The following is a 12406-nucleotide window of genomic DNA, read 5'->3' on the forward strand; positions in this document are numbered from 1 at the left end:
TCGGTGAACTGACCGAGGATGTTCTGCGAGGTCGCGTAGTGCGCCGGGTTCGGATCCCAGCCGGTCGCGCCGGACGTCAGCAGGTAGTACGTGCCCTCGGACTTGAACATGGCCGGCGCCTCGCGCTGGTTGCAGACCAGCGTCCGGGTGAAGTCGTTGCCCTGCACGGCCTTGTCCGGCGACGCGGACAGATAGGTGTAGGACCTGTTCAGCTTGGAGATGTACATCGTCCGGTTCTCCTCGGACGAGTAGATGATGTACGCCGTACCGTCGTCGTCCACGAACAGGTTCATGTCCCGCGCCATCCCGCCGGCCGGGTCGAACGAGGACCCGCTGCCGCACCAGGGCACCGAATCGCTCGGCACGTGGTCGAGCCGGTAGGAGTCGATCCACCGGAACGGCCCCTTCGGCGAGTCCGCGATCGCCACCCCGGCCTCGGCGCGCGCGTAGTTCGACGTACTCGTCGGCGACGACGGCCCGTCGGAGTGCACCCACATCACCCACTTGCCGGTCGACCTGTTGTAGATGACCTTCGGCCGCTCGAGGATCGACGAGGTCGCCCAGCCGTCGGTCCGGACGTTGTTCGTCGACAGGTCCCGCCAGACGATGTCCTTCTGCGCGGGCGTGTAGTGCTTGTACAGCTTCGCGAAGTACTTGTCGTTCGTGAACTGGTCGACCGAGCTCATCGCCCGCAGCGCGAGCCCCTCGTCCTTCCAGTTGTAGAGGTCGTACGACGAGTACAGGTGCACGCCGGGGCTGTTGTAGTACCCGTTGCTGCGGTCCTCGCCGTACCAGTAGTAGATCCGCCGGCCGTCCTCGTCCTTCGCGGTGACGACCTGGCCGCCGTGCGCCTGGATCACCTTCCCGTTCGTGTCCAGCCAGGGCTGCCCCGGCCGGAAGGTGTTCGTGGTCGCCGAACTTGCCGGCACCACCAACAAGCCGAGGCCGAGCGCGGCCAGCAGCACGCCAATCACCATCCGAGTTCTGTGCACAGTTGCTCCTCGGTTGCCACCAGGAATGTTTACGTGAACAGAGTCGACGCATCGGCCCGCGAGCGCCACCCCTGGGCGTGTCGAATTGCACGTAGTGACATACCGGTCAGGGGGATTCCGGCGCAGACCTCTGACATACTCCCCGCGTTCATACCTCTTCGGATCTGGGGGCGTTGTGGTTCGTCCTGTTCAGCTGCTGCGGTGGGGGCTGCCGGCGGCGTTGGTGGCCGGTTCGTTGGTCGCGCTGACCGGGTCCTCCGGATCGGCCGCCGAGCCGGGTCCGTACCGGCCCGGGTTCGCGCGGCACAGCGCGTCGGTGGCAGACCCCGAGCCGAACGCGGTGCTGGTCAAGTTCAAGCGCAAGGCCACCGCGTCCGCGCGGAAGGCGGCCGCGTCGAAGTTCGGAGGTACTGCCGAGGAGGCCTCCGGCGACGTCGTCAAGCTCACGGGCGACCTGCCCGCGCGGGACCTGCTGAAGAAGGTCGAGGCCGACCCCGCCGTCGAGCTCGCCTCGCTGAGCTACCGCCGGCAGGTCGCCGCCGTACCCAACGACCCGTACTTCGCCTCCACCCAGCAGGCGTACCTGAACACGGTCCGCGTACCGCAGGCGTGGGACGTCTCGAAGTCCACCGGCAACCAGATCGTCGCGGTCCTCGACACCGGGATCGACGCCGGCCACCCGGACCTCGCCGGGCACCTGGTCGCGGGCTACAACGCGGTCTCGACCACCCGCCCGAACCCGGTCGACGACAACGGCCACGGCACCATGGTCGCGGGCATCATCGCGGCCGCCGCGAACAACGGCGCCGGCGTCGCGGGCGTCGGCTGGAGCTCGAAGGTGATGCCGGTCAAGGTCGCCGGATCCAATGGCCTCGCCAATGACCTCGACCTGGTCGAGGGCATCGACTGGGCGGTCGCGCACGGCGCCACCGTGCTGAACATCTCGATCGCGAACCCCGGCGACAACACGGTCCTGCACGACGCGATCAAGCGCGCGGTCGCGAAGGGCGTGGTCGTCGTCGCGGCCTCCGGCAACGACGGCAGCAACGTCGCGCAGTACCCGGCGGCGTACCCAGAGGTGATCGCGGTCGCGGCCACCACCGCAAGCGGCGTACTCACCGACTTCAGCTCGTACGGCGACTGGGTCGACATCGCCGCCCCGGGCTGGGACATCGTCACCACCGGCGCGCGGAACCTGAGCCAGTCGCCGTACTGGCTGTGCAGCGGTACGTCGTGCGCCGCGCCGATCGTGGCGGGCGTCGCCGCGCTGGTGAAGAACAAGTGGCCGGGGCTGACCCCGGCACAGCTCGCGGCCCGGCTCAAGGCGTACTCCCGGGACGCCGGCCCGCGCGGCACCGACCCGTACTTCGGCGCCGGCATGCTGGACGCGTACGCCGCGCTCGGCGGCCGCTGGGCCGCGGACTTCCCGATGAGCTCGATCGACCTGAACGACTCCCCGGAGCGCGCGATCCCGCTGTCGAGCTCGATCAGTACGACGATCAGCACCGAGGGCGAGACCGACTGGTACGAGGTGGTCAGCTCCGCGGCCCGCAACCTGAGCGTCTCGCTGACCGGCCCGGAGTTCAACGGCGACAAGTACCCGCTGAACTTCGGCCTGCGCATCGACCTGTACGACGGCAACCTGAAGTCGCTGGCGTCCGCCGTCACGCCGTACCCCGGCAACGACCCGGCCACGGGCCGCCCGAAGTGGGGACCGTTGACCGCGGCAACCAAGGTGAGCGTGCCGGCCGGCAGTACCTTCATCGCGGTCCGGAACGCGAACGGCTCCCGCGACACCCGCCCGTACACGCTGAACGTCGAGGACACCGACACCGGCGCCACCTCGCCCGCCGTCGACTACCCGGTGCGTGACGTGTCGCCGCCCGACCTCTCGAGCGGTCAGGGCCTCGACACCCGGCCGAGCGTCACGTTCGCGCGGGACGTCGTCGCGGGCAGCGTCAACGCGACCACCGTACGGCTGCTGCACGGCAAGACCGGCGCGACGATCGGCGCCACGGTCGCGTACGACGCGCAGAACAAGCTGGCCGTGCTGACACCGTCGGCGCCGCTGCTCGACAACACGCCGTACCGGATCTCGGTGAGCGGTGTCCAGGAGGCCGGCGGAACCGATCTCGAGCCGTTCACCAGCGTGTTCTCGACGCTCGACGCCGCGCCGCCGAAGCCGGCCTTCGACGCGAGCGGCGCGTACCTCGCCGCCAACCTGACCTGGAAGGTTCCGTCGCTGCCGGACCTCGACCAGATCCTCGTCCGGCGGAACCCGGGCAGCCACGTCCCGACGCCGACCACCGGCACGCTCGTCTACGCGGGCACCGGCGCCGGGGTGCGGAACACCGGGCTCGCGCAGGGCGTCACGTACACGTACGGCGCCTGGGTGAAGGACCGCGGCGGCAAGCTCAGCCCGGTCGCGGTCTCCCAGCTGCTCGGGATGAAGACCACGATCAGCACCACGGCGAGCTCGCTGAACTACGGCGGCACGATCACGCTGCGCGGCAGCACGATCCGCATCGACAACAAGGCGTACGCCGGACTCCCCGTCAACCTGTACGTCCGGCCGAAGAACTCGTCGGCGTTCAAGCTGCTCGCGGCGCTGAGGACGACCTCGACGGGGACCGTCAGTTACGCGTACAAGCCGGCTGTTTCCTCGGTGTTCATGATGACGTTCCCGGGCAACGGGGACCTGATGGGCACCCGCAGCGCCGACGTCACGGTGCAGGTCGCGCCGACGATCTCGGCCACGCTGGCGCCGGCCTCGATCCGGCTCGGGCAGGCGGCGAAGTTCAGCGGGTACGTCGCGCCCGCGCACTACGGCAAACCGGTCTACCTGCAGCAGTACGTGAGCCGGGCGTGGAAGTCGATCGCGTCGGTGAAGCTGACCACGTCGGGCGCGTACGCCTTCGGGGTCAAGCCGGCGGCCCGCGGCCAGGCCGTCTACCGGGTCTGGTTCCCGGCCGACGCGGACCACGCGCAGGCGTTCACCGCGAACAAGATCCTGGCTGTTTCCTGAGCCTGCTCTGAGGGGTGCGGATTGCAACAAGCTGCAATCCGCCCTCTGTTCACGCCGCGCGGATATAACGTTCGAACAGCCGTACTTGCGCGGAGCAGTTGGTATAGCCCACAGTTCCTCTCTGTGGGGAGTCTGAGAGCACTGAAACCGAACCGTCGGCAGCTGTTCGTGGCGGGGGCCGCAGCCGCGGTCGCCGGGGTGGTGGCAGCCGAGTCCGCGAGCGCCGCCGATCTGTACGGGTCCGGGCAACTGGGGGACTGGACGATCCTCAGCCGGTCGTTCTCGACCCCGGCGGCGATCACCTACGTCCGCGACCACGACGGCGTGTGCATGTTCGGTGACAGCATCGCCGTCCAGGACGGCAAGGCCCTCGCGACCAAGCTGCTGAACCGCGGCATCAGCCTCGCGGTGCACAACTGGTCCGGCCGGCCGACGGCACCGGCCGTGGACGCGCTGGAGAACTGGGCGCTGAAGTACGGCCTGCCGCGCCGGATCCTGATGGCGACGGGCACGAACGACGTCTTCAACCCGCCGGTGTTCGCCGCCCAGGTGGACCGGGCGATGCGGATCGTCGGCAGCAACCGCAAGGTCGTCTGGGTGAACACCCAGATCTCCCGCACCGCCAAGTCCGCGGCGGTCCAGGTCGCCGACCAGCGCAACAGCGCCTGGATCAACTCGCAGCTGCACGACGCCGAGAAGAAGTACCCGAACCTCGACATCGTCCGCTGGGCCGAGTACCTGGCCTCGAAGCCGTCCCGCCTCACCCAGCTCCTCCGCGAAGGCGTCCACACCACCGTCCCGGCCGGCCAGGACGCGCGCAACGACCTGATCGTCCAGGGCCTGCTCGCGGCCTAGGACTTCTTGCTGACCTTCACCAGGTGGCCGAACGCGACCGAGCGGCTCGGGGAGTGGAAGAAGTCCTGGCAGGTGGTGAGCGTGATGATCGAGCGGGTCGCGACGGCATGCTTGCCCGGGACCGGGTCGAGGACCCACGTCTGGGACGCGTCGACGGTGAGGTCGCGCGGCGAGCCGTCGAGCTCGTAGGTGTAGACGGCGGTCCGGGTCTCGACGATGATCTGGTCGCCCTTGTTCAGGTCGAGCAGCTTGCGGAACGGCGAGCCGTGGGTCACGCGGTGCCCGGCGATCGCGAAGTTGCCCGGCTGACCGGGCAGCTGGGTCCGCGGGTAGTGCCCGATGCCTCGGGCCAGGTCGTCCGCGGCGACGCCCTCGATGATCGGCTTCTCCCAGCCGGCGCCGAACTTCGGGATCCGGAGCAGCGCGAACGGCTTCCCGGCCGCCGGCGTCGCGATCGCGGTCGTGCTCGCCGGTGCGGCGGCGGGCGCCTTCCACTGGTTGCGCAGTGAGTTCTCGGCCTGGCCCATCTGCTGGTTGGACGCGATGCCGGTACCGAAGTACTGCCATCCGATCCAGCCCAGTACCCCGAGGCCGGCGACCAGCAGCACGACCCCGAGTCCCCGTACGAGTCCCCGCATGATGTCAGTATGCCTTCCACTGGACAGTGGTTTGACCGGGCGAAGGTCCCCGCTCCTGCGCCCGGTCCGGTGTCACTGGTCGTCCGTGGTGCGGCGGAACGTGCCGGCCGCGCGCCACAGCGCGACGCCGAGCATGACGAGTGCGAAGCCGGCCAGCGGGAGCCAGAAGGCTGCTGCGGCGCCGGTCGACGCGAGTTCGCTAGCGCTGTACATGAGTTACCACCTCCTCTCGCGTCCGGTTGCCGCGTGCAGGTAGGCGGTCGCCTGCACGCCCTGCAGGAACATGTCGTAGAGCATCTCCACGACGAGCGTGGCCGCCACCGCCATCGCGAGCTTCCCGCGACGGCGGACCGTGACGACCCGCTCGGCCATGAACAGCACCGTCACCCCGAGCCAGAACCCGTGCAGCTGCAGGCCGTGCGCGAAGCCGTACGCCAGCGAGAACAGGTACGCCGCGGTGACCAGTACGCCGACCGCGCCGAGCGCCTGGCGGCCCCAGTACGGGCGGGTGGTACGGGTCCAGCCGTAGTCGAACAGGTTCTCCAGCGCGCCGCGCTTCCACCGGACGCGCTGCTTGGCGAGTGACCGCCAGCTCTGCATCGTCTCGGTGGTGAGCGTGCAGCCGGACGGCGAGCGCAGGATGTACCCGAGCTTCATCAGCGCGAACGACAACTCGTTGTCCTCGGTGAGCACCCGGGTGTCGTACACCCGCGGCTCGCCGGGCAGCCGGCCGTCGCCGCGGGCCCGGACGACTTCCCGCAGTACGCCGACCCGCAGCAGCGTCGCGGTACCGGTGAGGACCAGTACCTTTCCGCGCTGCCGGCGGATGTCGAGTTCGTACCGCGCGTATTCGTTGGCCTGCAGCCATTCCACGAAACGGCCCCACCGGGACCCGGAATCGATCCGGCCGCGGAACACCCCGCCCACGCCGCCGACATTCCCGGCATACGCTTTCAGCCCCGCCTGAATGAATCCCGGGTCCAGAAACGAGTCCGCGTCCTGCACCAGAATGACGTCGTCGTCGGCCAGGCCCGGCAGCAACAGGTCGAGCACCTGGTTCAGCCCGCCGGCCTTCTTGTGCACGTTGCCGACCGTCTCGTAGACCTCGACGCGATGCGCCCGCGCGACCTCGGCGGTGCCGTCCGTGCAGTTGTCCGCGATCACGATGATGTGGTCAGGACGCCTTGTCTGCTGGCGTAACGCCGCCAACGCGGACGGTAGCGAAGCCTCTTCGTCGTGTGCCGGCAACAACGCCACCACCGTGACGGCAGGCGTGGCCGTACCCCCAGTCATAGTTCCTCCCCGTGGACGCGGCCCCGCCGCGTCAAGAACCCCCCGCAGATAGTGCCCCAATATCACACTCGTGGGCAACACCAATGTAACAACGATGCAAAATGCGGCACCCGGTGACAATTCCGTCGCCCACCGTCGTCACAACGATCACGAACGGTGCTGCGAAAATCGCGGTCCGTTCCGTGCGGCGGCATTCAGTGCGGCAAGGTGTAGTGATGCTCGGGGCGCCCGGTGGTGCCGTAGTGGAGCGAGAGAGCGACGTTGCCGGTTTTCGCCAGGGCTGCCAGGTAGCGTTGGGCGGTGCCGCGGGAGATGCCGGCTTCGTCGGCCACCTGCGCCGCGGTGAGCGACCCGCCGGCGGCGATCAGGATGTCTCGCACCAGGGCGGTGGTCTCCTGCGAGCGCCCTTTGGCAGCGGGCAGGTCCCCGCTGTGCAGGACGGCGTACGCGTGGTCGATCTGCGCCTGGTCGACCGGTCGTGGTCCGGTCAGTGCCGCCCGGCTGCGCGCGTATGCGGTGACCCGCTCCGCGAGCACCTCGATCGGGAACGGCTTCAGGATGTAGTTCACGACCCCGGCGGCGAACGCCCGGCCGACCGTGCCGGGATCGTTCGCCGAGGTGATCATGATGCAGGGCGCACCGAGCCGCCCGACCAGCGTCGTACCGGGTGCGTCCGGGAGGTACTCGTCGAGCAGCACCAGGCCGGGCCGCCGCGACCGCGCCAGCCGCAGCGCATCGGTCGCGCTCCGGGCCTGGCCGACCGTCTCGCAGTCCGCGATCGTGTCGACCGCGTCCGCGTGCACCTTCGCGACCCGGAAGTCGTCGTCGACGACCAGCACCCGCAGTGTCATGGCAGTACCGCCGTACTCGGCGCCGCGACGACGTCCTCCAGACGGGCCGCGAAGACCGCGCCGTGGGTACCGGGCCGGCCGGGGTCGGCGAGCAGTACGTCGCCGCGGTACCGCCGGGCGGTACGGCGCGCGAGGCCGAGCCCGAGTCCGTGGCCCTCGCGGGCGAGCTCCCGGGTCGTGAAGCCCGCCTGGAAGATCTCCGCCCGTGCGTCGTCCGGTACGCCGGTACCGGAGTCGACCACGTGCACCACCAGCGCGTGCCCGTCCGAGGCGAGCGTGATCTCGACCCAGCCGGCCCGGGACCCGGCGGCGGCGCGGATGCCGTTGTCCACCAGGTTGCCGACCACCGTGATGCAGTCCAGCGGCTGGGTCAGGCGCCCGTCGACCCAGGTCGTGTCGCCGAGCCGCAGCGCGACCCCGGCCTCCGACGCGGCCGCCGACTTCGCGGTCAGCAGTCCGGCCAGGTACGGATCGGCGATCCGGCTGCCCCAGACGGTCGTCGAGCCGCCGAGTTCGCGGAGGTAGTCCCGGGCCTCGTCGACGTGCCCGAGCCCGAGCATGCCCGACACCGCGTGGATCCGGTTGTTGTGCTCGTGGGCCTGCGCCCGCAGCGCGTCGGTGAGCGCGCGGGTCGCCTCCAGTTCGCGGGCGATGCTGTCGAGGTCCGAGTGGTCCCGCAGTACCAGCACGTGGCCGAGATCGGTGCCGTCGCGGACGACGGGCAGCCGGCTCGCACGGACCGTGTTGTCGCCGATCACGGCGGTCTCGCCGACCGGCGGGTCCCCGCGGGTCAGCAGCGCCACGACGGGCTCGGGCAGGCCGGCGTCCCGGACCGGGCGGCCGGCCACCGGCGGTGCACCGAACATCCGTTCGGCCTCGCCGTTGCAGGCCGTGACGATGCCGTGCGGGTCCACCGCGACCACTCCGTCGCGGACGCCGCTCAGCACCGCCTGCTGTCCGCGGAGCAGGTCGGCCAGCTCCGCCGGTTCGAGTCCGTGGGTGGTGCGCCGGAACCGCCGGGCGAGCGCGATCGCGCCGCCGATCCCGAGCAGCAGCGAAAAGGTGCCTCCGGCAACGAGTTGGCGGGTCAGCGTCCAGACCCGCTCGTTCACTCTGCTCATCGCCAGACCGACGCTCACGGTCCCGACGATGCGGCCGTCGGCGGAGCGCAGCGGGACGGTGCCGGCGGCCGACGTACCGGACGGCGCGCGGTCGATCGCCATCAGCTGACCGCCGGTGCGGACGGCGGCCGGGCCGGTCCCGATCCGCTTGCCGAGCTGCACCGGATCCGGGCTGCTGTAGCGGATGCCGGAGACGTCGGCGACGACGACGTACTGCGCGTTGGTGCCGGCCCGCACCCGCTCGGCCTCGCGCTGCACCGGTCCGCCCGGTGCCGGTGGCGCGTTCGCGAGCCACTGCGCGTAACGGGTGTCCAGTGCGACCCCGCGGGCGATCGTCAACGCCCGGATCTCGAACTGCCGCTGCACGATCGCGCGGACGACGTACGTCGCGATCACCACCGACGTGACCAGCGTCGCGGCGACCAGCACCGTGACCAGCAGGAGCAGCTGGTCGCGCAACCGCAGCCGCGGCCTCCGCGCGGCAACCCTGATCAGGTGCACAGCCCGAACCATAGTGCGAACGCCGCGCCGGCGGATCAGCGAGCGCTTGTGATCTTTATGAACTCAACGCGGGGAACGCGCGCAACGTAGGCCGGGCCAACGCTCTTTCCTACGGTGACGGTCCCACTGAGGAGGAGGACAGCATGAGAGTACGACTCGCGACGATCCTGGTGACGTGCGCGGCTCTTACCGCCGCCGGCGCGGTCAGCGCCCTGGCCGTGCCCGACCTGAACGCGAAGGAGCTGGCGATCTGGGCCGTCGCGCCGCAGCAGACGGTGACCAAACAGACCGACGAGCAGGACAAGTACAACCAGGAGCACGGCCGGCCGACGCCGGCGCCGGAACTGCTTCAGCCGACCCTCGACAGCAGCCTGGCCGCCTACAAGCCGCTCGGGAAGAACCAGCTACGGGGGACCTACAACTGCGGCGCCTCCGACGTACTCGCGGCGCTGTCGAAGGACTGGGTGAACGAATTCACCCAGCTGTACCCGAAGGTGCGGATCAACCTCGATCCGCCGTACGCGGGCAGCCTCGGCGCGCTCGCGCTGATCGACGGCAAGCTCGACTGCGTGTTCGTGTCCCGGGAACTCAAGCCGTCCGACGACGTGGCGTTCCGGGCGAAGTTCGGCTACGGACCGACCTCGATCCCGATCTCCGGTGGCAGCTACCGGCACTTCGGGTTCCTCGACTCGATGGGCTTCGTGGTGAACGCGTCGAACCCGGTCAACCGGCTGTCGTTCGACCAGCTCGACCGGCTGCTGTCCACCACCCACAACCGCGGCGGTACGCCGATCCGCACCTGGGGTGACCTCGGGCTGACCGGGGAGTGGAAGGACAAGCCGATCCATATCTACGGCATCCAGCCGTGGAACGGGTTCGAGGAGTTCGTCCGCGAGCGCGTGCTGGACTACAACGGCAACCGCGGCGAGTGGCGGGCCGCCGGTACCGATCCGCAGGTCTCCTGGGACACGACGGTCTTCAAGCAGGCCGAGCACGTCAGCAAGGACCCGTACGGCATCGCCTACACCGGCATGGCGTACGTCGACCAGCCGGTGAAGGTGCTGTCGTTGAGCAACCACGACAACGACCCGGCGTACGCACCGACGTACGAGAACGTCGCGTCGGCGCAGTACCCACTGAGCCGGCTCGTCTACCTGAACCTCAACAAGGCCCCCGGCCGCGCGATGGACCCGGTGCTGCGGGAACTGATCAAGTTCGTCATCAGCAAGCAGGGCCAGCGGGTCGTCGAGAACCAAGGAGTCTTCCTCCCGCTCCGCGGCTTCCAGAGCGCGGCGTCGGCCCAGCAGTTGCGCTCCCTGCCGTGATCGCCTGACCCACGTCGCCAGTCTCCTGACCAAGCTGGATGCTGTCTGAACCGTCCGGTTGCTGATCGGGTAACAGCAGCCGGAAGACGGTCGGTGAGGACGACGCGAGGACCAGGCGGCCGCCGCTGGATTCCGCGAGGTTCCGCGCCAGGGCCAGGCCGATGCCTGTGCCCTGGGTGGTGCCGCCACGGCGGAAGAGGTCCGGGACGTCGGCGGTGATACTGCCCTCGTCGCGGACGTCGATCGCGGTGGTCTCGAGAACATCGTGTGCTGTGACGCGGACGGTGCCGTGGCCGTGGGTGCGGGCGTTGTCTAGGAGTACGTCGAGGATCTGGCGGCTGTTCGCGAGCGGTACCACGCGGTGGCCGACCTGGTCCTCGATCGCGAAGATGAGCCGGCGGCCGCGCTCGGCGAGCAGGCCGTGCCAGCGGTGCTCGGCCTCGGCGAACAGGTCGCCGATCGGTCCCTGCGGTTCGGCAGCTCGGAGCTGCGACAGTCCGAGGACCTCCTGAACGGTTCGCTGCAGTTCGCCGGTCTGGCGGAGGGCGTCGTCGACGGTACGCCGGGGGTCGGCGTCCGGATCGGTCTGGCCGGTCTCAAGGGTCAGGCGGAGCCCGGCGAGCGGCGTACGCAACTGATGAGCGGCGTCCGCGGCGAAGTGCCGGGCGTGGTCGAGGACACGGCCGAGGCGTTCCACCATGGCGTTCTGGGCATTGCCGAGGGCATCCACCTCGGCGATGCCGCTCGGCTCCGCGCGGGCGGAGAGATCCCCGGCGGCGACGGCATCGGAGATCCGGGCGAGGGACTCGAGAGGCGTGGTCAGGCGACGAGCCTGCCAGGTCGCGACCGTGATGCCGATCAGCAGCGCGATGACGGCCCCACCCAGCACGGCGAGCCAAGCCAGGGCGATCCGGGTCCGGACCGCGCTGATCGGTGAGGAGGCGCGGACGACGCCGATGACCTGTTCGGAGGATGCGACCGGTACGGCGACGACCAGCGAGCCGGCGGATTCGCCCTGGACGACGTGCCCGGCGAGACCGGCCCGGGTGCTGTCGTCGGCCTGCTGCGGTCCGGTGCCCGCGCGCAGCGTGAGCGTCCGGTCGTAGACCGCGAGCTGCCCGTCCGTGGTCGGACGGGGGAGCTCGACCGGGTCGTTGGCGCTGAAGTCGGGACCGACCTGGACCGCGGCGGCCAGCGCCGAGCGTTCGAGCTCGGCGCGTTCGTCGGCGAAGAACGAGATCCGGATGCCGATCGCCAGCGGCACCGCGACCAGGACCAGCGAGACCAGGGTGGCCGCGAGCGCGACCCGGATGACACGACGCCGCATCTCACCATCATGCGGGCAATGAGACCGCCCGGTGCAAGGTTTTGCCGTCCTCTAACCTCGGTCGGGTCGGTTGCTTACCCACCGATTTCTAGCGTCGAAGGCATGAAGATCCTCGCGCTCTCCCTCGGTGCCGCCGTCCTCCTGACCGCCTGCAGCGGCGGCGGTTCTGCCGGACCGTCGGCTGCACAGTCCACTGCGGCGCCGCCGGCGACGTCCAGCACCGCTCAACCGTCGACCCCGTCGGCCCCGGCGACGCAGCCCTCGAAGCCGGTGGCGACCGAGTCGAATCCGCCCGGCGACATCCCGGACAACCAGGCGTACGTGGCGTTCCAGGGAGCCGGGTTCTCGGTGAAGGTGCCGGAGGGCTGGGCCAGGACGGTGACCGGTACGACGACCTCGTTCACGGACAAGCTGAACCGGATCGAGACCACGCCGTCGGCCATGTCCGCGCCGCCGACGGCACAGTCGGTGCAGACGA

Annotated in this window: 10 protein-coding genes and 1 pseudogene; 4 read left to right on the top strand and 7 right to left on the bottom strand. The window is 69.9% G+C overall.

Going from position 1 to position 12406, the window contains the following annotated elements; all coding sequences use genetic code 11:
- Positions 1 to 992: glycoside hydrolase family 43 protein (locus VFF46_RS06905; RefSeq protein ID WP_325036182.1), on the bottom strand; the 992-nt coding region annotated here is incomplete at its 3' end.
- 175 nt (positions 993 to 1167) lie between these two features.
- Between VFF46_RS06905 and VFF46_RS06910 the strand changes: the two genes are divergently transcribed.
- Both VFF46_RS06910 and VFF46_RS06915 read left to right on the top strand, forming a co-directional pair.
- Positions 1168 to 4017, top strand: a complete 2850-nt coding sequence (locus VFF46_RS06910) for a S8 family serine peptidase (RefSeq protein WP_325036183.1) — start codon at positions 1168 to 1170, stop codon at positions 4015 to 4017.
- 123 nt (positions 4018 to 4140) lie between these two features.
- On the top strand, positions 4141 to 4872 hold the full coding sequence (locus VFF46_RS06915; protein ID WP_325036184.1) for a hypothetical protein: 732 nt from the start codon (positions 4141 to 4143) through the stop codon (positions 4870 to 4872).
- On the opposite strand, the gene VFF46_RS06920 is transcribed toward VFF46_RS06915, so the two are convergent.
- The 5 genes from VFF46_RS06920 to VFF46_RS06940 form a co-directional block, all read right to left on the bottom strand.
- A complete protein-coding gene (locus VFF46_RS06920; protein WP_325036185.1) occupies positions 4869 to 5510 on the bottom strand; it encodes a class E sortase in 642 nt (213 codons plus the stop codon). The two genes, VFF46_RS06915 and VFF46_RS06920, sit on opposite strands and share 4 nt — an antisense overlap.
- A gap of 72 nt (positions 5511 to 5582) precedes the next feature.
- A complete protein-coding gene (locus VFF46_RS06925) occupies positions 5583 to 5723 on the bottom strand; it encodes an LPXTG cell wall anchor domain-containing protein (protein ID WP_325036186.1) in 141 nt (46 codons plus the stop codon).
- Positions 5724 to 5726: 3 nt separating this feature from the next.
- On the bottom strand, positions 5727 to 6803 hold the full coding sequence (locus tag VFF46_RS06930) for a glycosyltransferase family 2 protein (RefSeq protein ID WP_325036187.1): 1077 nt from the start codon (positions 6801 to 6803) through the stop codon (positions 5727 to 5729).
- Positions 6804 to 6997: 194 nt separating this feature from the next.
- Positions 6998 to 7654 carry a response regulator gene (locus tag VFF46_RS06935; RefSeq protein ID WP_325036188.1) on the bottom strand — a complete coding sequence of 219 codons (657 nt, stop codon included), beginning with the start codon at positions 7652 to 7654 and terminating at the stop codon, positions 6998 to 7000.
- Positions 7651 to 9276: a sensor histidine kinase gene (locus VFF46_RS06940; protein WP_325036189.1), complete on the bottom strand. Its 1626-nt coding sequence runs from the start codon at positions 9274 to 9276 to the stop codon at positions 7651 to 7653. The genes VFF46_RS06935 and VFF46_RS06940 overlap by 4 nt, the downstream gene beginning before the upstream one ends.
- 143 nt (positions 9277 to 9419) lie before the next feature.
- On the opposite strand from VFF46_RS06940, the gene VFF46_RS06945 reads away from it, so the two are divergent.
- Positions 9420 to 10601, top strand: a complete 1182-nt coding sequence (locus VFF46_RS06945) for a PstS family phosphate ABC transporter substrate-binding protein (protein WP_325036190.1) — start codon at positions 9420 to 9422, stop codon at positions 10599 to 10601.
- Here the strand turns inward: VFF46_RS06945 and VFF46_RS06950 are convergent.
- On the bottom strand, positions 10498 to 11928 hold the full coding sequence (locus VFF46_RS06950; RefSeq protein ID WP_325036191.1) for a sensor histidine kinase: 1431 nt from the start codon (positions 11926 to 11928) through the stop codon (positions 10498 to 10500). The two genes, VFF46_RS06945 and VFF46_RS06950, sit on opposite strands and share 104 nt — an antisense overlap.
- Positions 11929 to 12030: 102 nt before the next feature.
- Between VFF46_RS06950 and VFF46_RS06955 the strand changes: the two are divergent.
- A pseudogene (locus tag VFF46_RS06955) lies at positions 12031 to 12406 on the top strand (hypothetical protein); the annotation flags it as partial.

The sequence above is a fragment of the Kribbella sp. genome, from assembly GCF_035655035.1.
Taxonomy (GTDB): domain Bacteria; phylum Actinomycetota; class Actinomycetes; order Propionibacteriales; family Kribbellaceae; genus Kribbella.

Coding starts and splice junctions, on each gene's coding strand:
- VFF46_RS06950 (WP_325036191.1), bottom strand. CDS start 11,928: ATGCGGCGTCGTGTCATCCGGGTCGCGCTCGCGGCCACCCTGGTCTCG.
- VFF46_RS06925 (WP_325036186.1), bottom strand. CDS start 5,723: ATGTACAGCGCTAGCGAACTCGCGTCGACCGGCGCCGCAGCAGCCTTC.
- VFF46_RS06920 (WP_325036185.1), bottom strand. CDS start 5,510: ATGCGGGGACTCGTACGGGGACTCGGGGTCGTGCTGCTGGTCGCCGGC.
- VFF46_RS06945 (WP_325036190.1), top strand. CDS start 9,420: ATGAGAGTACGACTCGCGACGATCCTGGTGACGTGCGCGGCTCTTACC.
- VFF46_RS06930 (WP_325036187.1), bottom strand. CDS start 6,803: ATGACTGGGGGTACGGCCACGCCTGCCGTCACGGTGGTGGCGTTGTTG.
- VFF46_RS06935 (WP_325036188.1), bottom strand. CDS start 7,654: ATGACACTGCGGGTGCTGGTCGTCGACGACGACTTCCGGGTCGCGAAG.